The following is a 20,286-nucleotide window of genomic DNA, read 5'->3' on the forward strand; positions in this document are numbered from 1 at the left end:
AATACTCTACGCTACCGGCTAATGGCCACAGTCTATAACAGAGTCAGACTTTTTCGGCGCGTTTCGTATTACGCGTTCATACTTTTCGGGATGGCATTGAAAGGCGAAGCAATATGAATACATCTGCACCAACGGGTTTGCTGCAGCAACCCCGCCCGTTCTTCATGATCTTTTTTGTCGAGTTATGGGAACGATTTGGCTATTACGGCGTTCAGGGTATCCTGGCGGTTTTCTTTGTTAAGCAACTGGGATTCTCACAAGAGCAGGCGTTTATCACCTTCGGTGCCTTTGCCGCACTGGTCTACGGTCTGATCTCGATTGGGGGGTACGTTGGCGACCACCTGCTCGGCACCAAACGTACGCTGGTGCTGGGCGCGGTTGTGCTGGCGCTTGGTTACTTCATGACGGGAATGTCGCTGCTCAAACCGGACCTTATTTTTATCGCGCTTGGGACGATTGCCGTCGGCAACGGTCTGTTTAAAGCGAACCCGGCAAGCCTGCTCTCCAAATGCTATCCGCCAAAAGATCCACGTCTGGATGGCGCATTCACGCTGTTCTACATGTCGATAAACATCGGTTCGCTGCTGTCGCTGTCGCTGGCGCCGGTGATCGCAGATAAGTTTGGTTATGCCGTCACCTATAACCTGTGCGGAGCGGGGCTGATTGTCGCGCTGCTGGTCTATTTCGCCTGCCGCGGTATGGTGAAAGATATCGGTTCCGAGCCAGACCATCTGCCGATGAGCTTCCGCAATCTGCTGTATGTCCTGATTGGCACCGTGGCGATGGTCTTTCTCTGCGCCTGGTTGATGCACAACGTGAAAATCGCCAACCTGGTGCTGATTGTTCTGTCGATTGCGGTGACCATTATCTTCTTCCGTCAGGCTTTCAGACTGGATAAAACAGGGCGCAACAAGATGTTTGTGGCGTTTATCCTGATGCTCGAAGCGGTACTGTTTTACATTCTGTATGCGCAGATGCCGACATCACTGAATTTCTTTGCCATCAATAACGTTCACCATGAGATCCTCGGTTTCACGATTAACCCGGTGAGCTTTCAGGCACTGAACCCGTTCTGGGTGGTGGTTGCCAGCCCGGTGCTGGCGGCGATCTACACGCGTCTGGGTAGCAAAGGCAAAGACCTGACGATGCCGATGAAGTTTACCCTCGGGATGTTCCTGTGCTCGCTGGGCTTTCTGACCGCCGCAGCGGCAGGCATGTGGTTTGCCGATGCGCAGGGACTGACGTCACCGTGGTTTATCGTACTGGTTTATCTGTTCCAGAGCCTCGGCGAGTTGCTGATTAGCGCGCTGGGGCTGGCGATGGTCGCGGCACTGGTTCCGCAGCATCTGATGGGCTTTATTCTTGGGATGTGGTTCCTGACGCAGGCTGCTGCGTTCCTGCTGGGGGGTTACGTCGCGACCTTTACTGCCGTCCCGGAAAACATCACCGATCCGCTGCAGACATTGCCGATCTATACCGGCGTGTTCAGTAAAATCGGGCTAGTGACGCTGGCTGTCACCGTCGTGATGGCGCTGATGGTGCCGTGGCTGAACCGGATGATTAATACACCGGATACCGCGCAATAATCGTGATTGCCGGATGGCGGCTCACGCCTCATCCGGCCTACCCACACCGCGTCGTAGCCCGGATACGCGAAGCGCCATCAGGCGGCCTGTTAATCCGCCAAAGGTGTACCGGCATAAATATCAAACCGGTGCCCTTTGGTTACCACTGCATTTGGCGTAGCAACATCCGCCAGCGGCGGCGCGTAGTCCGGGCGTTTCACCACCACGCGTTTGGTTGCGAGCTGACGTGCTGGTTCCAGCAAGCCGTCGGCGTCCAGATCCGGTCCCACCAGCGACTGAAAGACGCGCATCTCTTTTTTCACCAGCGCGCTTTTCTGTTTGTGGGGAAACATCGGGTCGAGATAGACCACCTGCGGACGCGGCGTGATATCCGTCAGCGCCGTCAGGCTGGAGGCATGGATCAGCTGCAGTCGTGCCTGCAACCACGGGCCGATTTCCGCATCGGCATAGCCGCGCGCCAGACCATCATCAAGTAGCGCCGCCACCACCGGGTTACGCTCCAGCATCCGCACATGACAGCCGACCGAGGCCAGAACGAATGCATCACGCCCCAGACCCGCAGTCGCATCGACGACATCTGGCAAATAGTCGCCTTTAACGCCCACCGCTTTTGCCACCGCTTCACCGCGACCGCCGCCGAACTTGCGGCGATGGGCCATCGCCCCGCCAACAAAATCCACGAAAATACCGCCGAGCTTCGGTTCATCGCGCTTACGCAACTCCAGATGCTCCGGTGTCAGCACCAGCGCCATCAGATTGTCTTCGTCGTGTTCCAGGCCCCAGCGGGAGGCCAGAACAGATAAGGCGCCGTCTCCGGCGCCTGTTTCATCCAGTAAACAAATTTTCACTGAAGAACTAGCCTTTGATTCCGTAATGCTCAAGCATCGCGTCGAGCTGCGGCTCGCGGCCACGGAAACGTTTGAACAGTTCCATTGGCTCTTCAGACCCGCCACGCGTCAGGATGTTATCCAGGAATGACTGGCCGGTATCGCGATTGAAAATGCCTTCTTCTTCGAAGCGAGAGAACGCATCCGCAGCCAGCACATCAGCCCACAGGTAGCTGTAATAGCCCGCCGCATAGCCACCGGCGAAAATGTGACTGAATGCATGCGGGAAACGCCCCCAAGACGGCCCCGGCACGACGGCGACCTGTTTTTTGATTTCCGCCAGCGTTTCGAGGATTTTCGCCCCTTGCTGCGGGTCAAATTCCGCATGCAGACGGAAGTCAAACAGACCGAACTCCAGCTGACGCAGGATAAACAGCGCCGCCTGGTAGTTCTTCGCCGCCAGCATTTTATCCAGTAATTCCTTCGGCAGCGGTTCGCCAGTCTCGTAATGGCCGGAGATAAACGCCAGCGCGTCCGGTTCCCAGCACCAGTTTTCCATAAACTGGCTCGGCAGCTCGACCGCATCCCACGGCACGCCGTTGATCCCGGAAACGCCAGCGGTCTCGATGCGGGTCAGCATGTGATGCAGGCCGTGACCAAATTCGTGGAACAGAGTGATCACTTCATCGTGGGTGAACAGCGCCGGTTTGCCATTCACCGGGCGGTTAAAGTTACAGGTCAGGTAAGCGACCGGTTTTTGCAGTGAGCCGTCGGATTTACGCATCTGACCGACACAGTCATCCATCCACGCCCCGCCGCGTTTGTGCTCACGGGCATAAAGATCGAGATAGAAGCTGCCGCGCAGTTCATTGTTTTCGTCATACAGCTCAAAGAAACGCACGTCCGGATGCCAGACATCCACATCCTTACGCTCTTTTGCGGTAATACCATAAATACGTTTCACCACTTCAAACAAGCCGTTAACGGCTTTGTTTTCCGGGAAGTACGGACGTAATTGCTCATCACTGATGCTGTAGAGATGCTGCTTCTGTTTTTCGCTGTAGTACGCGATATCCCACGGGTTCAGCTCATCGACGCCAAACTCCGTTTTCGCGAAGGCGCGCAGTTGCGCCAGCTCTTTCTCGCCTTGCGGACGCGCGCGTTTTGCCAGATCGGTTAAAAACTCCAGCACCTGCTGCGGGTTTTCCGCCATTTTGGTGGCGAGCGATTTAAAGGCATAGCTTTCAAAGCCCAGCAGTTGCGCCAGCTCGTGGCGCAGGGCGAGAATTTCCGCCATCACCGGGCTGTTGTCCCATTTACCGGCGTTAGGTCCTTGATCGGACGCCCGGGTCACATAGGCACGATACATCTCTTCACGAAGCTGCCCATTGTCACAGTAAGTCATCACCGGCAGGTAGCTCGGGATATCCAGCGTCAGCAGATAGCCTTCCTGCTCTTTCGCTTCAGCCTGTGCTTTTGCTGCCGCCAGCGCGCTTTCCGGCATCCCGGCCAGCTCTGCTTCATCAGTAATCAGCTTCGTCCAGCCCATGGTGGCGTCGAGGACGTTGTTGCTGTACAGGTTGCCCAGTTCAGACAGGCGGGTGGCGATCTCACCGTAGCGCTGCTGTTTTTCTTTCGGCAGGCCAATGCCGGAGAGTTCAAAATCACGCAGCGCGTTATCCACAGCTTTTTTCTGTGCGGTGTTCAGCGTAGCGTAATGATCGCCGTCACGCAGGTCGCGGTATGCCTTGTATAAACCTTCATGCTGACCAACCCAGGTGCTGTATTCCGATAGCAGCGGCAGGGTTTGCTCGTAGGCTTCGCGCAGTTCCGGGCTGTTTTTTACTGAATTCAGATGGCTGACCGGAGAAAAAATACGCCCCAGGACGTCATCGACTTCCGCCAACGGTTGGCAAAGATTTTCCCAGCTGTAGGGTGCGCCCTGTGCTACGACGCGCTCCACATTCTCACGGCAGTCGTTCAGCGCTTTGGTTACCGCCGGGACCACATGTTCCGGCTGAATGTTGGAAAAAGGCGGTAGCTCGAAAGGCGTCAGTAAAGGATTGGTCATAAACGCTGTCCTGTTAGAATAAGGTGAATGTCGCGCGCGTCCGGCGCTGTGCAATATCCCTGTAGAATGGGGATAAGTGTAGAGGATTTCAATGCCAGGCGTTGCGCTTTCGCGGCAGGGGTGAGTTTTCTGTATACTGTGGCGATAGGCTTTTTATTCGCCCGAAAGCGTGACGCTAATCGGGCCTACGTTTACAACCTGGAACACGTTTACCCATGCTCAGTTATCGCCACAGCTTCCACGCTGGCAACCACGCCGACGTCCTTAAACACACGGTTCAGAGCCTGATCATCGAGTCGCTCAAAGAGAAAGAGAAGCCGTTTCTCTATCTGGACACCCATGCAGGCGCGGGCCGTTATCAGTTAAGCAGCGAGCATGCGGAGCGCACCGGTGAATACCTGGAAGGTATCGCCCGCATCTGGCAGCAGGACGATCTGCCAGCCGAACTCGAGCCGTACATCGGCGTGGTCAAACACTTCAACCGTAGCGGGCAACTGCGTTACTACCCCGGCTCCCCGCTGATCGCGCGTCAACTGCTGCGCGAGCAGGACAGCCTGCATATGACGGAGCTGCATCCGAGTGATTTCCCGCTGCTGCGAGGTGAATTCCAGAAAGATGAACGTGCCCGCGTAGCCCGTGCCGACGGCTATCAGCAACTGAAGGCAAAGCTGCCGCCGGTATCTCGTCGTGGTTTGATTCTCATCGACCCGCCTTACGAGATTAAATCGGACTACCAGGCCGTTGTCGCCGGGATTAGCGAAGGCTATAAACGTTTTGCCACTGGGACGTATGCGCTGTGGTATCCGGTCGTGTTACGCCAGCAAATCAAGCGCATGGTGCACGATCTGGAAGCGACCGGCATCCGTAAAATCCTGCAAATTGAGCTGGCGGTCCGCCCGGACAGCGACCAGCGCGGCATGACCGCCTCCGGCATGATTGTGGTCAACCCGCCGTGGAAGCTGGAAGCACAAATGAACACAGTGCTACCGTGGCTGCACAGCAAGCTGGTGCCAGCGGGTACCGGGCATACCTTGGTAAACTGGATCGTGCCAGAGTAATTGCAGCCATCGGTGGAAACTATTGATTTCAGGTATACAATCGCGGCAATCAGAACGTAAGGAAAAGACGCATGAGCAAGCATTATGACTACATCGCCATCGGCGGTGGCAGCGGCGGTATCGCCTCGATTAACCGTGCAGCCATGTACGGCCAGAAGTGTGCGCTGATTGAAGCCAAAGCGCTGGGCGGCACCTGCGTTAACGTCGGGTGCGTCCCGAAAAAAGTAATGTGGCATGCTGCGCAGATCCGTGAAGCGATCCACCTGTATGGTCCGGACTACGGGTTTGACACCACGATCAATAAATTCAACTGGGATACGCTGATTGCCAGCCGTACTGCCTATATCGACCGCATTCACACCTCGTATGACAACGTGCTGGGTAAAAATAACGTTGATGTGATCAAAGGTTTTGCCCGCTTCGTCGATGCCAAAACCATTGAAGTCAACGGTGAAACAATTACTGCCGATCACATTCTCATCGCCACGGGTGGTCGTCCGAGCCACCCGGATATTCCGGGCGTGGAATACGGTATCGACTCCGATGGTTTCTTTGAACTGCCGGCCCTGCCGGAACGCGTCGCGGTTGTCGGTGCCGGTTATATCGCCGTGGAACTGGCGGGCGTGATTAACGGTCTGGGTGCCAAAACCCATCTGTTCGTGCGTAAGCATGCGCCACTGCGCAGTTTTGACCCGATGATTACCGAAACGCTAGTGGAAGTGATGAATGCCGAAGGCCCGACGCTTCACACCCACGCCATTCCGAAAGCGGTCGTGAAAAACGCCGACGGTAGCCTGACGCTTGAACTGGAAGACGGTCGCAGTGAAACGGTCGATTGCCTGATTTGGGCGATTGGTCGTGAACCGGCAACCGATAATTTCAACCTGGCAGCGACCGGGGTAAAAACCAACGACAAAGGGTATATCGTCGTCGATAAATACCAGAATACCAGCGTGGACGGGATTTATGCGGTCGGAGATAACACCGGCGCTGTCGAGCTGACGCCGGTTGCTGTTGCGGCAGGTCGCCGTCTTTCTGAGCGCCTGTTTAACAACAAGCCGGACGAGCATCTGGACTACAGCAATATTCCTACCGTGGTCTTCAGCCACCCGCCGATTGGCACCGTAGGTCTGACCGAACCGCAGGCGCGCGAGCAGTATGGCGATGCGCAGGTGAAAGTGTATAAATCTTCGTTTACTGCAATGTATACCGCGGTAACCTCACACCGTCAGCCGTGCCGCATGAAGTTAGTTTGCGTCGGCCCGGAAGAGAAAATCGTCGGCATCCACGGTATCGGCTTTGGCATGGACGAAATGTTGCAGGGCTTTGCAGTAGCGCTGAAAATGGGTGCCACCAAGAAAGACTTCGACAACACCGTGGCCATTCACCCGACGGCAGCGGAAGAGTTTGTGACCATGCGTTAATGTTCCTGACCCCGTGATTTCACGGGGTTTTTTCTGCTATTTAAAAATGGACAATTTAGTTCCTCCTCATAACACGACTTTCCTCCGGGTATAAATTAAAATCCGCAGCAATACTTGTCGCGCTAATAGTATCTAATGCTATTTATTTTAAGAGGTTTTACCCGATGAGAATGACATTACTTCCTGCTTTAATTGCCGTCGTTTTATTCCCGGTTGTAACACTCCCGGCGCATGCCACCGCGCGGGCTGAAAAACGTCAGGACGCCCGTGAGATCCGCCAGGATGCCCGTCAGGACGGTCGTGAAACAAAACGGGAATGTGTCCGGAATAACGATGAAAGTAATTCCCAGTGCCGCCAGGATAAACGTGAAAACCGCCGCGAAGGGCGTCGCGACGCGCGTGATGAGAAATGGTAATCCCCGTATTCAGCGGGGTAGGAAACCTTATCCAGGCGACGTCCCGACAATATTCACAATTCGTTTCATTCGAATGTTCCGAAAATAGGGATTCGCCAGTCGACACGTAATAAAAATTATCAACGGTTATCAATGCATTGTGCTTTTTTCTCGGTTTGCGGCGGTTGTGTAAACGTGATCTGTCGCACACTTTGCACCGCACACACCGAAGCGAATGTCTACGCTTAAAAGACAGCCGGGCAACACCCGTATCCTTTACGACGCAATCCGGAGGTCTTTCTCATTATGATCAACCAGAAACTGCAACACGCCCCGTCAGAGGAAATCACGATCGACGTCGATCTTTTCTACGAAACGGATCCGTGCGAGTTAAAACTGGATGAGATGATTGAAGCAGAACCGGAACCTGAGATGATTGAGGGGCTCCCCGCCTCTGACGCCCTGACACCAGCCGACCGCTATCTCGAACTGTTCGAGCATGTACAATCCTCGAAAATTTTTGCCGACAGCAAAACGTTTCCTGACTGTGCGCCGAAAATGGATCCGCTCGATATTCTGATTCGCTACCGCAAAGTCCGTCGTCATCGGGATTTCGATTTACGCCGTTTTGTCGAAAATCACTTCTGGCTGCCTGAAATCTTCGACAGCGCGTATGTTTCCAACCCGGAAAATTCGCTGAAAGAGCATATTGACCAGTTGTGGCCGGTACTCACCCGCGAGCCGCAGGATCATATTCCGTGGTCATCGCTGCTGGCGCTACCGCAATCCTATATCGTGCCAGGTGGTCGATTCAGCGAAACCTACTACTGGGATTCCTATTTCACCATGCTGGGTCTGGCGGAAAGCGGTCGCGAAGACCTGCTGAAATGTATGGCAGATAACTTTGCGTGGATGATTGAAAACTACGGCCATATTCCGAACGGTAACCGTACTTATTACCTCAGCCGCTCGCAGCCGCCGGTGTTTGCGCTGATGGTCGAACTGTTCGAAGAGGACGGCGTTCGCGGCGCACGGCGCTACCTCGACCATCTGAAGATGGAGTATGCCTTCTGGATGGACGGCGCAGAGTCGCTGGTGCTCAACCAGGCGTATCGCCATGCCGTCAGGATGCCGGACGGTTCACTGCTCAACCGCTACTGGGATGACCGCGACACGCCGCGCGATGAGTCATGGCTGGAAGATGTGGAAACTGCCAAACATTCTGGTCGTCCGCCGAACGAGGTGTACCGCGATCTGCGCGCCGGTGCGGCATCGGGCTGGGACTATTCTTCCCGCTGGCTTCGTGACCCCACACGACTGGCGAGCATTCGCACCACGCAGTTTATCCCTATCGATCTCAACGCCTTTCTGTTCAAACTGGAGAGCACCATCGCCAATATTTCAGCGCTAAAAGGCGAACGTGACGTTGAGGCACTGTTCCGCCAGAAGGCGAGCAATCGACGGGCTGCCGTCAACCGCTATCTGTGGGATGAGGAAAATGGCTGCTTTCGCGACTATGACTGGCGGCGGGAGCAAATGGCGCTGTTCTCTGCCGCCAGCATTGTCCCGCTTTACGTCGGGATGGCGACCCATGAACAGGCCGATCGGCTGGGAGATACCGTGCGTGCTCGCCTGTTGACGCCCGGCGGCATTATGGCCTCCGAGTACGAAACCGGCGAGCAGTGGGATAAACCCAACGGTTGGGCGCCGCTACAATGGATGGCAATTCAGGGTTTTAAGATGTACGGCGATGATGCGCTGGGAGACGAAATCGCCCATAGCTGGTTGCAGACGGTGAATCAGTTTTATCAGCAAAATCATAAGCTTATTGAGAAATACCATATCGCCAGCGGCACCCCGCGCGAAGGGGGCGGCGGCGAATATCCGTTGCAGGATGGCTTTGGCTGGACCAACGGCGTCGCACGGCGCCTGATTGGGCTGTATGGAGAACCATAACGGTTACTCTATCACGTCAAAAATGGCGCGCTGAATCTTCAGCCATTTCTCGTTATCCGCGCTGGGATCGGCGCGGAAACGCCGCTCTGCCTGCCCGGTATCATGCTGCTGTCGCGCTATCACCGCAGGCACTGTGCAGAAACGCTTCAGATAAGCTTTGTGTTCGCCCGTCAGCGGCGCACCACCAGACATGGCGTGACCCAACGTATTGATAAAGCGTCGACACGGTTTGCTTTCATCCATCTGCGAGGGGTAGCGCAACAGTAACTCGAGGACATCGGTATTGTTGCGGGCAAACGCCGTTTCGGTCCACGAGACCTGCCAGTTCATACCGCCCTGCAAAAATAGCGCGGTGACCCGGGTGTCATTGCGATCGATCGCCGCACGCATGTTAAACACATCCCAGGTGATCCCCATCTGCGTCACCATTTCGCGTGCGGAAGGCAATTCGCGCTTGGGCTCTGCCTGGGTGATCTTGATATTCGGCGCGGGCGCGGGCGGTTGCGAACTCACTAACCACGCTCCACCGCCCAGGATGGCGATCACCATAAGCCCCACCGCGCCCCAGAGCACGCCAGTGATCAGTTGTTCACGTTCTTCCGCCGTGCGCAGTGAACGCTTGCGCAGGGGTTCAATGGATTCGCCAATTTCCTCGGTATCGCCTCCCGCCTGACGGTCCTTTTTCCGCGCCTCTTCCCAAAACTGCGCCAGTTGCCCCTCTTCCACAATCATTAACGCCGCCGGATTAATGCGGGCGCGCCCTTGCTCATAGGCCCGCTGGACAGGACGGACAATATGCTGAAACTGGCAGGAGAGTAACGTCAACTGTGCCGAAGACAGCGGCTCCCCGGCCAGCACCGTGTTACGCGCCTGGCGACAGTCATCGAGAAACACCCGCAGCGTCAGGCGCGGTTCAACAAACAGGTTCAGCACTGACGCATCGTTAAAGATGCCGGAATAGTGGCGGGTGAAGGTCTTTTTATCGACAATCATCAGCGCCAGCTCGCTAAAACGCATCCCATTCAGCGGATCCTGGCGTTCACCCAGCTTAATCCAGCGTCTGAGCTTATCCGCGCCAAAGTTGTCTTTGAGGTAATTATTGAGCTGCGTTTTATCCGGCCACATCTGCGAGATAAGCGCAGTCAGGGTTAACTCAATCGTGCGTAACTGCCGTTCTGCGCGTACTTGCTGACTGTGGTCGGCCTCTTCAATGTCCGTTTTAAAATTGAGTAACGATTGATGATGGCGCAGCAATTCCAGCGACCTGACCACGCGCAGGGCGGCAATCAGTTGGTTCTCACTGACCTCCTGCCCGCTGTCATATTGCGGTACGCACTGCTGGAGATGGCGCAGTTGCAGCGTGAACTGGCTCAGTTGCGCGTCGTTGAGATGCAAACGCCGGGCGACCTGGCTCCAGCCGCCCAGGTTCAGCCGGGCCTGATCCAGGTGTTCCAGAAACCATCGCGGATCTTTGCCGTCAGAGGCATGCACCCCCAGCATCAGCAGGATCTCCACCGAAGCCTGGCGGATAATCCCCAGACAGTGTTCAAAGGTGGTGCGTGTCGTCAAAACGCTAATCGTCATTCTCTTCCTTCGCTAAAAGCGCCCCCATACGGAGACCATTAATTTTGCTTTAGTTCTTTGTTTTAATTATTAGTTTTTATAGATATAACAAGTTCAATAATTAATACAGTGACCGCTACGTGAACATTGAGAAATATCCCAGGAGATAGCCCTGTGCCCATACTGAAAACAGCCCGCCTGACCTGTCGCCCGATAACCTCTGCCGACTGGCCCTTTTTTCTCGCGCTGCAGCAGGATCCGGACGTGATGCGTCATGTGGCCGACGCGCGAAGTGAGCGCGACATTCGGGAAGCGTTCGATTCTCGCTTACCGACATGGCATCCGGGCGACGCACACTGGCTGTGTTTGCTCCTGTGCGATAACGAAAGCCACAAGCCGCTCGGGGTGACGGGCTATATTCATCGAGGGGAAGTCTGTGCTGAGGTCGGGTTCTTGCTGACGCCCGGCGAGCAGGGAAAGGGATACGGGACAGAATCACTACGCGCCGTCTGCGATTACGCATTTACCACCGGCGGTCTGCGCCGTCTGACCGCTTGTGTCACTGAAGGTAATCAGGCTTCCCGGCATGTGCTGGAGAAAGTGGGATTTATACTGGAAGGGACGCTCAGGGAGAGTTACTGGCTACAACAGCGCTGGCAGAATGACTGGCTGCTGGGGTTATTAAAACAGGAATATATTACGACCGCAGGATCCCGGTCGTAATATCACTGCAGGGTATTAAGGCTGAACCAGCAGCATCGCCGCCTGGGTGCGATTTTTAACATCCAGTCGGCGGTAGAGTGATTCAAGATGCGCTTTCACCGTTCCGGTACTGATATTTAACGCCCGGCCAATTTCCTTATTTGACTCGCCTGATGCCAGCATCGTCAAAATTTCCCTCTGCCGGGCGCTTAATGCATGAATATCACGATATTCCGCAGCCGGAGTCGTTAGCCATTCGCCAGGTAAAAACATCATCCCCATCGCAACGCTATTGATCGCCAGTACAAATTTTTCCGGTTCAGAATCGCGGGAAATAATCGCGAGCACATTATATTGCGTCAGTTCCTGTAATCCTTTTTTCGCGCAGTCCGTCGCGATAATTAAAGTTTTGACGAGGGGGAACTGTTGCACCGTTTTTTGCAGGATCCAACGGCAAAACTCACCATCAAGATCGCCATCCAGCATGAGCAGGGCTTCCGGGTTTTCTTCCAGTTTATACCAGAGTTCATCGGCCTGACTGACACCCTGAATACTCACTCCTGGAATTCGTTGCTGTAAACTGATTTTCATTCCATGAATAAATATTGACTGCCTGTCAAACATGATGATTTGCATTACTCTCTCCACCGTTTCCGATAATAACATTAAGGAGGGGAAGGGTATTACCCGATGGGTAAAATAAACATTCGCCATTTGGCGGGGGGCCATTTTACAGATATCACGTCGGGAGAGAAGTAAAAAAACATTTTTTTACAGCTGAAACACGAGAATTACATCCGGGGATAAAAAACGGGCAATGACTTAAGGAATTCCTTATATTTCACTACCCACTATCTTAATTGAAAATTAAATCTCAGTGAGAATAACGAACGCGCAGGAGAAAAGAAATTATCGCCTGCGCGAAATTATGTTACAGAATTAAAATTCGCATTTCATGATCATTCATCGCACGTAAAGGCTCGCTGAATTCAGCTTACAGGAACATCCCGCCCGAGACTTCAATACGCTGCGCCGTCATCCATGCCAGTTCGTCGCTAAGTAACGCCGCAATCGCATCGCCAATATCATCGGGCAAACCGGCGCGGCCCAGCGCCGTCTGCGAAGCCACATACGCATTCAGTTCTTTATTATCCCGCAGATGGCCACCGCCAAAATCGGTCTCAATGGCGCCGGGCGCAATGGCATTCACCGAGATCCCACGCGCGCCCAGTTCTTTCGCCTGGTAGCGCGTCAGCACTTCCATCGCCCCTTTCATTGACGCGTAGGCGGCATACCCCGGCAGGGCAAAACGCGCCAGCCCGGTTGAAACATTAAGAATACGTCCGCCCTCGTTAATCAACGGCAACAGGTGCTGCGTCAGGAAAAACGGGCCTTTAAAATGGATGCGCATCAGTTCGTCAAACATCTCTTCTGAGGTGTCAGCATACGGCGCGTATAGCCCGATCCCGGCATTGTTCACTAAATAATCAAACGTCTCTCTGTTCCAGTGCGTTTGCAACTGCGTTTTCACCTCAAAGGCAAAAGCTGCAAAACTGGCACTATCACCGACATTCAATTGAATTGCCGCCGCTTTCCTGCCTTTTTGCTCAATTTCAGCGACGACATCCCGCGCCGCCTGCTGTTGACTGTGGTAAGTAAAGAGAATATCCGTTCCTTTGTCCGCCAGCTTAAGCGCGGCATTTTTACCCAGCCCGCGGCTCCCGCCGGTCACCAATGCGATACGTTGCGTCATAAGAAACCTCATTTCAGCTGTTGTGTGGATTGAGGTAAAGCTTATTAGGTGATAGAAAAACAATAAATGTCGCTAATTGCGCATGACTGTTTCATCTGGAACAACAATAGGGCTACAGGATGGATAAAATTCATGCAATGCAGTTATTCATTCGTGTCGCAGAGCTGGAGAGTTTTTCTCGCGCTGCCGACACGCTCGGACTCCCGAAAGGTAGCGTATCGCGCCAGATTCAGGCGCTGGAAAACCATCTTGGCACCCAGCTTTTACACCGCACCACGCGGCGGGTACAACTGACGCAGGACGGCATGGTCTATTACGAACGGGCGAAAGATCTGTTGAGCAATCTGGATGAACTGGACGGTCTGTTTCAGCACGATCCCACCAGCATCAGCGGTAAGCTACGGGTCGATATGCCGGTTGGCGTCGCGCGAAATCTGGTCATCCCCCGCCTGCCCGCCTTTTTGCAGCAGTACCCTGGGATTGAACTGGAGCTCAGCAGCAGTGACCGACTGGTGGATTTGATCCGCGAAGGTTTTGACTGCGTGGTGCGCGTCGGCACGCTGAAAGACTCGGGCCTGATCGCGCGTCCGCTGGGCAAGCTTACCGTGATCAACTGCGCCAGCCAACAGTACCTGACGCGTTTTGGCTATCCGGAAAGCCTTGAAGACCTCGCCTCCCATGCGGTGGTGCATTACTCGCAAAATCTGGGAACACGACCGCCGGGCTTTGAAATCGCCACCAGCAGCGGGACACAGTGGATAAAAACCGGCGGTACGCTAACGGTTAACAGCACCGAAACCTATCACGCCGCCTGTCTGGCTGGGCTGGGAATTATTCAGGTTCCGCGCGTCGGGGTTCGTGAGGCGTTACGCAATGGCACGCTCGTTGAGGTGCTGCCGCAATACCGCGCCTTGCCGATGCCGGTATCGCTGCTTTACCCGCACCGGCGTAATCTTTCACGCCGTGTGCACCTGTTTATGGAGTGGCTGACCGGGGTAATGAAGGACTACGTGGACTGAGACGCTATACTGTCCAGAGAATTAACAAAAAAAGGACGCCTGACCTGATGATGCAGGATAACGACGTAAAACGCCCCACTCAGGAACTTGAACACGACCCGGTACGCAAAATCGACACGACCGGGGACGCCGAGCACGAGAAGAAAAGCACCGCCAGCGAGACGCTGAAAACGGTGACCACCACCGTCGAAAAAATCCAGCGCATTCCGGTGATTGCGCATCTGCTCCGCGCGGCTGAACGCTTTAACGATCGGTTAGGTAACCAGTTCGGCGCGGCCATTACCTACTTCTCGTTTTTGTCGATGATCCCCATCCTGATGGTGTCGTTTGCCGCCGCAGGCTTTATTCTTGCCTCGCATCCCACGCTGTTGCAGGACATCTTCACTAAAATCCTGATGAACGTCAGCGACCCGACGCTTGCCGCTACGCTGAAAAGCACCATCAATACGGCGGTACAGCAGCGTACCACCGTTGGTCTGGTCGGGTTAGGGATCGCCCTCTACTCCGGGATTAACTGGATGGGCAACCTGCGCGAGGCGATCCGCGCCCAGTCGCGGGACGTCTGGGAGCGCACGCCGCAGGATCAGGAAAAAATCTGGATCAAATACCTGCGCGATTTCATCTCACTGATTGGCCTGTTGATTGCACTGATTGTGACGCTGTCGATCACTTCTGTCGCCGGTTCGGCACAGCAGATGATTATCTCCGCCCTCTATCTCGACAGCATCGAGTGGCTAAAGCCCACCTGGCGGTTGATTGGCCTGGCGATCTCCATTTTTGCCAACTACCTGTTGTTCTTCTGGATTTTCTGGCGTCTGCCGCGTCATCGTCCACGTAAAAAGGCATTGATTCGCGGCACGCTGATTGCGGCGATTGGCTTTGAAGTCATTAAAATCATCATGACCTGGACGCTGCCGGCGCTGGTGAAATCGCCCTCCGGCGCGGCGTTTGGTTCTGTGCTGGGGCTGATGGCGTTCTTCTACTTTTTCGCACGTCTGACGCTGTTCTGCGCGGCGTGGATTGCAACCGCCGAATACAAAGACGATCCCCGGATGCCGGGCAAAACGCACCGTTGATGCGCGGTATTATGCCGGATGGCGCTGTGCTTATCCGGCCTCCCCTTCACCCGCTACCCAGGCCAGATAAGTGTCTTACATCGCCATCCGGCAATATGTTCAGGCACTTACTTCCGCCTCGCTCCGTTCATTTAGCACATAAATCCAGTCCTTAACTTTTATTTAACCAAAAACCAGTTTTATCCACTCATTTTGAAATTATGTGAAGCATTTCATGGACGAGAAATCGCAGGCGCAAACATTATCCGCTCTTTGCCTGATTTTTAACCATATCGAGCGATTGTTACAGATTGAAATGTCGCTTTTGCTGTGCGTAATATGGCCGTTCGTTCGCCAAAAAATAAGAAAATACTATGCAAGCAACCGCCACCACACTCGATAACGAACAGGAACATACTCCGGTCAATTCGCGCAATAAGGTCGTCGTCGCCTCGCTCATTGGCACCGCCATTGAGTTCTTCGACTTCTATATTTATGCGACCGCCGCCGTGATTGTCTTCCCGCACATCTTCTTCCCGCAGGGCGACCCGACAGCGGCAACGCTACAGTCGCTCGCCACGTTTGCCATCGCCTTTGTCGCGCGTCCAATTGGTTCCGCGCTCTTCGGCCACTTTGGCGATCGGGTAGGACGTAAAGTGACGCTGGTGGCGTCTTTGCTGACAATGGGGATCTCAACGGTGATCATCGGCCTGCTGCCAGGCTATGCCACCATTGGCATTTTCGCCCCGCTGCTGCTGGCGCTGGCTCGTTTTGGGCAGGGCCTGGGACTGGGTGGTGAATGGGGCGGCGCGGCGCTGCTGGCGACAGAGAACGCCCCGCCGCGTAAGCGCGCGCTGTATGGCTCGTTCCCGCAGTTGGGCGCACCGATTGGCTTTTTCTTTGCTAACGGCACCTTTCTGCTGCTCTCCTGGCTGCTGACGGATGAGCAGTTCATGAGCTGGGGCTGGCGCGTTCCGTTTATCTTCTCAGCGGTGCTGGTGATTATCGGCCTGTACGTCCGCGTTTCCCTGCATGAGACGCCGGTTTTCGCTAAAGTGGCCGCCGCGAAAAAACAGGTGAAAATCCCGCTGGGTACGTTGCTGACTAAACACGTTCGCGTGACCATCCTCGGCACGTTCATCATGCTGGCGACCTATACGCTGTTCTATATCATGACCGTGTATTCGATGACGTTCAGTACCGCCGCTGCGCCGGTCGGTCTGGGCCTGCCGCGTAACGACGTGTTGTGGATGCTGATGATGGCGGTGATTGGCTTTGGCGTGATGGTGCCGGTCGCCGGTCTGCTCGCAGACGCGTTTGGTCGCCGCAAGAGCATGGTCATCATCACCACAATGATTATCCTGTTCGCGCTGTTCGCCTTTAAACCGCTGCTGGGCTCCGGCAATCCGGCGCTGGTCTTCGCCTTCCTGCTGCTTGGGCTGAGCCTGATGGGGCTGACGTTCGGGCCGATGGGCGCACTGTTGCCTGAGCTGTTCCCGACGGAAGTGCGTTACACCGGCGCATCGTTCTCCTATAACGTCTCTTCGATTCTCGGGGCATCCGTCGCACCGTATATCGCCGCGTGGTTGCAGTCCAATTATGGTCTTGCCGCCGTAGGAACCTACCTGGCATCGATGGCGGCATTAACCCTGATCGCGCTGCTGTTAACTCACGAAACGCGTCATCAGTCGCTGTAATCTTTACATGCCGGGTAGAGGCGACGCCTTACCCGGCACTGCGCATCACTTCTTCAACTGCGACAATATCGTCCGGCACTGGTTGGCGTCACCTTCTGACGGTGAAATCAGCGCCAGCAGCGCGGCGGCAGGCGTCACTAACGTCGCCAGCGCCGCGGCTACCGCGCCACGCGCAATCAACGGCCCGGCCTTTACCCCCGCCTGAGGGTTCTTAAACGTTCCGCGCACATACAACGGCGAACGCAAGGTAATAATGCGGATGCCTTTGCTCTCCGGGTCGATGGTCAAATCCAGCTGTTCGGAGGCAAAGCTCGCCGTCCCGGTGACGTTGATCAGCGCGTTTTCAGTGTCGAACGCGAAAATTTGTGGGCGCGCCACGCCGTTTACGATATCCAGATTCGCCGCCGCGCAGTTAACCCGCACTTCGTCATCGCCAAAGATCTGCCCGACGATGAAGTTCCCGACGTTCAGACCGACAATCTCCATCAGGTTGCGGCTAATCAGTCCGTCGTTCATCAGCAGTTTCAGGTTGCCGTTGCTGTTACCCAGCAGCGCCGCCACGGAATTCCCGGTCCCGCGAAATTCGGCGTCACCGCTCATCTCCCCCAGCGTTTTCTGCATCAGTTCAACGTCCGGCATCAGTTCTTTCAGTTTTAAACGCCGCGCCTGAATATCCGCACGCCCCTGCATTGGCTTTTTATCCCCTTCCAGATGGATATTCGCATTGATGCTGCCGCCCGCCAGACCAAACTTCAACGGTTGCAGACGCAGATCGGCATTCTGCAGAAGAATGTGGGTCGAGAGATCGCTGACAGGCAGGCTGCTGCCATGTTCAATACGCCGTCCTTTAAAGCGCACATCGGCATCCATCACGTTCCATTTGTCCGTTTCGAAGCGGTCATAAGGCAGTACTTTGTCCGCGGGTTGTACGCTCTTCTCGCCCTTTTTCTGTTCCGAACGCTGCGCTTTCTCCGTGCCTTTACCGGAATCGACGCCGATCAGCGGTCCTAAATCCGCCAGCCTGAGCTGGCGCGATTCCACCTCGCCTTCCAGCTTCGGACGCGGTTTCCCTGTCGTATAGGTCAGCGAACCATGAATATCGCTGTCGCCGATCCGCCCATTGAACCCCCTGTAGTCAAACACCGATGATGCGTTGGTATCGATTTTCGCCACCAGCCGACCGTCCGTTTCGAACGGCGGCGTATCCGGCAGCAGCACTCCCGTCAGATCGTACAGCTCACCCAGGGAATCCCCGGAGAATTTCAGTTGCAGATCGACGCCGCCCATCTTCATTGGGTCCTTAACCACGCCCACCAGCGCCACCCGGGTATTGCCGGAACGGAAATCGGCCTGTACCGGAAACGCTGCCCCTTCGCTACGCAGCGCCAGCATGCCGCCCATTTTTCCCGTTCCGGTGAGCGGTTCGCCGTTGTATCGCCCCTGCGCCTTCAGACCAAATACGTAGTCTTCAACCTTCGCGTTATCGCCTTTCGCTTTATTTCCCGTGACTTCACTGAACGGCAACGGTTTGCCCAGCGGATCGACCAGGATCTCAATATTAGCTTTATTGACCTTATCGTCGATAGCGATCCGCCCCTGATCGAAGAGAATCGTGTCCAGCCGGAAGGACCAGTCAGACGGCTGCGCATTCGGGTCTTTGTTTTCGCTATTCGCGAGGTCGAAGGTCCAGTTATTGTTTTTCTCGGACAGGCGAATCAACCGCGCATCGGGTTTCACCAGCTTGATCCACGGCAGCCAGACGGTTTTGCTTAACAACGCCAGCGGGGCGATCGTCGCGTCGACGCGGGGAAGGTGCACCATCGTCACTTCAGGAATGTCGGGAGGATTGCCGAGGATAATATCTTCAGCATGTACGTGCGGCCACGGCACCCAACTGCGCCAGCCGGTCTCCTGCTTCTGGCGTTCCCAGACAACGCCTAAATCACCGCGAATAGCGAACGGTCGGTTAAGTTCGGTAGAGACTTTCTGGTTGATGGTCGGTTTGAGGCGGTTCCAGTCAAATGTCGCTATCAACACGATAACGACCACGATCAACAACAAGAAAGTCCCTGTTATCACTGCAGTTATTTTTCCGGCTTTGGTCATAGTTAGCATCCTCACGTCTTTCCTTGCCTGTCCTAAAGATAGTCCAGCCAGACGGAGTTAGCGGAAACTGCCGGTTTTTACAGTGACAGAATGACCTCATCGAGGTAGGCGAACGGGACCGGGCGCGACAGAAAATAGCCCTGTGCAGCAAAGGCAGGAGAACGTTGTACGTCGCGCCACTCTTCCAGCGTTTCCACCCCTTCAACGATCACGCCGCGGCAATAGCGGTTCATCAGTTGCAGCAGCATGGTGAAGAGATTGCGCCCCTCTGGCGTCTGGCGAAGCATCACGAACAGTTCGCGCGCGACTTTAATGTAGTCATAACGGACTTCATTCAGCGCAGAGAAATTCGCCATCCCGGTGCCGAAATCATCCAGCCACAGCGGACCAAATTCGCACATGCTGGCAAACGAGGATTCTTTTGGTAGATGGATATGTTCGACCAGCTCAAAACGCAGCCACGACATCCGCTCAATCATCTGCACCATGTTGGGTTGCTGGCGCATGGCGAAGAGCGTCGGGCCATCGACATTCACAGAGGCCAGCAATTCATGACGCTGGAAAAAGTCGGTCTTCTGCTCCAGTAGCTGAAGTTGTTCTTTGACGATATCAATGCGATGGCGCACCGCCACCCCGGCAAAATAACGGTCAGGCGCGATACGTTGGGTTGGGTTGTCCGGATGCGTCACCACCGTCAACAGCTCAACGGCTAACAGGCGTCCGTCGGTCCGGTAAATCGGCTGATAAGTGTAAGCACGCTCGCACTGCAGCCAAAAGCGCCGATCCTGCAAGCTTTCAACGCTCGCCTCGGAATTGCTTCGCTGCTGGATAACCTGGTTTATCATCTCAGATGTCCCGTGATTAAGTGTGTTACTGCCCCGACTCGTCAAAGGTTATCGGCCTTCGGACGGAGAACTTTATGTTCAGCCTCGCGCAAAATCGAAAACGGTTTTGTAAAAATCAATGCAGAATACGGACTGGCTCAAAAAAAATTTTGGAACGTTGTTTTAATATGATTGACCACCTAACACCCACAGCGCACACTAACGCTAACTTTTTTTAAGCAGGTTCACG

16 protein-coding genes are annotated in these 20,286 nt (G+C 54.9%); 9 read left to right on the top strand and 7 right to left on the bottom strand.

Translation table 11 applies throughout. The annotated features are described in order from the left end of the window. Positions 1-113: 113 nt before the first annotated feature. A complete protein-coding gene (dtpB, locus tag JTI98_RS03820) occupies positions 114-1,586 on the top strand; it encodes a dipeptide/tripeptide permease DtpB (protein WP_042998525.1) in 1,473 nt (490 codons plus the stop codon). 89 nt (positions 1,587-1,675) lie between these two features. On the opposite strand, the gene rsmJ is transcribed toward dtpB, so the two are convergent. Together rsmJ and prlC are read right to left on the bottom strand one after the other, a co-directional pair. Then, positions 1,676-2,434, bottom strand: a complete 759-nt coding sequence (gene rsmJ, locus JTI98_RS03825) for a 16S rRNA (guanine(1516)-N(2))-methyltransferase RsmJ (protein ID WP_042998526.1) — start codon at positions 2,432-2,434, stop codon at positions 1,676-1,678. 7 nt (positions 2,435-2,441) lie between these two features. Beyond that, positions 2,442-4,484, bottom strand: a complete 2,043-nt coding sequence (prlC, locus tag JTI98_RS03830) for an oligopeptidase A (protein WP_044253702.1) — start codon at positions 4,482-4,484, stop codon at positions 2,442-2,444. Between the two features lie 215 nt (positions 4,485-4,699). Here prlC and JTI98_RS03835 point away from each other — a divergent pair, with 215 nt between their 5' ends. From JTI98_RS03835 to JTI98_RS03850, 4 genes are all read left to right on the top strand, one after another. Next, complete coding sequence (locus JTI98_RS03835; protein WP_044326588.1) at positions 4,700-5,542, top strand: 23S rRNA (adenine(2030)-N(6))-methyltransferase RlmJ; 843 nt, start codon at positions 4,700-4,702, stop codon at positions 5,540-5,542. Between the two features lie 71 nt (positions 5,543-5,613). After that, positions 5,614-6,966 (top strand): glutathione-disulfide reductase, encoded by a 1,353-nt coding sequence (gene gorA / locus JTI98_RS03840; RefSeq protein WP_042998529.1) that lies wholly within the window; start codon positions 5,614-5,616, stop codon positions 6,964-6,966. Between the two features lie 164 nt (positions 6,967-7,130). After that, positions 7,131-7,382: a hypothetical protein gene (locus JTI98_RS03845; protein ID WP_058587434.1), complete on the top strand. Its 252-nt coding sequence runs from the start codon at positions 7,131-7,133 to the stop codon at positions 7,380-7,382. 285 nt (positions 7,383-7,667) lie between these two features. Next, on the top strand, positions 7,668-9,317 hold the full coding sequence (locus JTI98_RS03850; protein ID WP_216081935.1) for an alpha,alpha-trehalase: 1,650 nt from the start codon (positions 7,668-7,670) through the stop codon (positions 9,315-9,317). Between the two features lie 3 nt (positions 9,318-9,320). On the opposite strand, the gene JTI98_RS03855 is transcribed toward JTI98_RS03850, so the two are convergent. After that, positions 9,321-10,901, bottom strand: a complete 1,581-nt coding sequence (locus tag JTI98_RS03855; protein WP_042998532.1) for an STY4199 family HEPN domain-containing protein — start codon at positions 10,899-10,901, stop codon at positions 9,321-9,323. Positions 10,902-11,054: 153 nt separating this feature from the next. On the opposite strand from JTI98_RS03855, the gene JTI98_RS03860 reads away from it, so the two are divergent. Beyond that, positions 11,055-11,603 (top strand): GNAT family N-acetyltransferase, encoded by a 549-nt coding sequence (locus tag JTI98_RS03860; protein WP_216081936.1) that lies wholly within the window; start codon positions 11,055-11,057, stop codon positions 11,601-11,603. Positions 11,604-11,618: 15 nt separating this feature from the next. On the opposite strand, the gene JTI98_RS03865 is transcribed toward JTI98_RS03860, so the two are convergent. Together JTI98_RS03865 and JTI98_RS03870 are read right to left on the bottom strand one after the other, a co-directional pair. Then, positions 11,619-12,218: a response regulator transcription factor gene (locus JTI98_RS03865; RefSeq protein ID WP_042998534.1), complete on the bottom strand. Its 600-nt coding sequence runs from the start codon at positions 12,216-12,218 to the stop codon at positions 11,619-11,621. 358 nt (positions 12,219-12,576) lie between these two features. After that, complete coding sequence (locus JTI98_RS03870; RefSeq protein ID WP_044326583.1) at positions 12,577-13,335, bottom strand: SDR family NAD(P)-dependent oxidoreductase; 759 nt, start codon at positions 13,333-13,335, stop codon at positions 12,577-12,579. 119 nt (positions 13,336-13,454) lie between these two features. Between JTI98_RS03870 and JTI98_RS03875 the strand changes: the two genes are divergently transcribed. The 3 genes from JTI98_RS03875 (at position 13,455) to JTI98_RS03885 (ending at position 17,106) form a co-directional block, all read left to right on the top strand. Then, positions 13,455-14,354, top strand: coding sequence for a LysR family transcriptional regulator (locus JTI98_RS03875; protein WP_042998536.1), 900 nt, complete (start codon positions 13,455-13,457; stop codon positions 14,352-14,354). A 47-nt stretch (positions 14,355-14,401) separates the two neighbouring features. Then, positions 14,402-15,430 (top strand): inner membrane protein YhjD, encoded by a 1,029-nt coding sequence (gene yhjD, locus JTI98_RS03880; RefSeq protein ID WP_044253716.1) that lies wholly within the window; start codon positions 14,402-14,404, stop codon positions 15,428-15,430. 353 nt (positions 15,431-15,783) lie between these two features. Next, positions 15,784-17,106, top strand: coding sequence for an MFS transporter (locus JTI98_RS03885; RefSeq protein WP_042998538.1), 1,323 nt, complete (start codon positions 15,784-15,786; stop codon positions 17,104-17,106). Positions 17,107-17,151: 45 nt separating this feature from the next. Here the strand turns inward: JTI98_RS03885 and JTI98_RS03890 are convergent, their stop codons facing one another. Both JTI98_RS03890 and pdeH read right to left on the bottom strand, forming a co-directional pair. After that, positions 17,152-19,212 carry an AsmA family protein gene (locus JTI98_RS03890; RefSeq protein WP_216082225.1) on the bottom strand — a complete coding sequence of 687 codons (2,061 nt, stop codon included), beginning with the start codon at positions 19,210-19,212 and terminating at the stop codon, positions 17,152-17,154. A gap of 77 nt (positions 19,213-19,289) precedes the next feature. Further along, positions 19,290-20,057, bottom strand: a complete 768-nt coding sequence (gene pdeH, locus JTI98_RS03895) for a cyclic-guanylate-specific phosphodiesterase (protein ID WP_216081937.1) — start codon at positions 20,055-20,057, stop codon at positions 19,290-19,292. Positions 20,058-20,286 lie beyond the last annotated feature (229 nt).

The sequence above is a fragment of the Citrobacter sp. MGH 55 genome, assembly GCF_016906145.1.
GTDB classification, from domain to species: Bacteria; Pseudomonadota; Gammaproteobacteria; order Enterobacterales; family Enterobacteriaceae; genus Citrobacter_A; species Citrobacter_A amalonaticus.

Bases quoted from the DNA above. Each gene is read 5' to 3' on its own strand.
- dtpB (WP_042998525.1), top strand. From the start codon at position 114: ATGAATACATCTGCACCAACGGGTTTGCTGCAGCAACCCCGCCCGTTC.
- gorA (WP_042998529.1), top strand. From the start codon at position 5,614: ATGAGCAAGCATTATGACTACATCGCCATCGGCGGTGGCAGCGGCGGT.
- JTI98_RS03855 (WP_042998532.1), bottom strand. From the start codon at position 10,901: ATGACGATTAGCGTTTTGACGACACGCACCACCTTTGAACACTGTCTG.
- JTI98_RS03885 (WP_042998538.1), top strand. From the start codon at position 15,784: ATGCAAGCAACCGCCACCACACTCGATAACGAACAGGAACATACTCCG.
- JTI98_RS03870 (WP_044326583.1), bottom strand. From the start codon at position 13,335: ATGACGCAACGTATCGCATTGGTGACCGGCGGGAGCCGCGGGCTGGGT.
- pdeH (WP_216081937.1), bottom strand. From the start codon at position 20,057: ATGATAAACCAGGTTATCCAGCAGCGAAGCAATTCCGAGGCGAGCGTT.
- JTI98_RS03890 (WP_216082225.1), bottom strand. From the start codon at position 19,212: ATGACCAAAGCCGGAAAAATAACTGCAGTGATAACAGGGACTTTCTTG.
- prlC (WP_044253702.1), bottom strand. From the start codon at position 4,484: ATGACCAATCCTTTACTGACGCCTTTCGAGCTACCGCCTTTTTCCAAC.
- JTI98_RS03875 (WP_042998536.1), top strand. From the start codon at position 13,455: ATGGATAAAATTCATGCAATGCAGTTATTCATTCGTGTCGCAGAGCTG.
- JTI98_RS03865 (WP_042998534.1), bottom strand. From the start codon at position 12,218: ATGCAAATCATCATGTTTGACAGGCAGTCAATATTTATTCATGGAATG.
- JTI98_RS03835 (WP_044326588.1), top strand. From the start codon at position 4,700: ATGCTCAGTTATCGCCACAGCTTCCACGCTGGCAACCACGCCGACGTC.
- JTI98_RS03850 (WP_216081935.1), top strand. From the start codon at position 7,668: ATGATCAACCAGAAACTGCAACACGCCCCGTCAGAGGAAATCACGATC.
- JTI98_RS03845 (WP_058587434.1), top strand. From the start codon at position 7,131: ATGAGAATGACATTACTTCCTGCTTTAATTGCCGTCGTTTTATTCCCG.
- yhjD (WP_044253716.1), top strand. From the start codon at position 14,402: ATGATGCAGGATAACGACGTAAAACGCCCCACTCAGGAACTTGAACAC.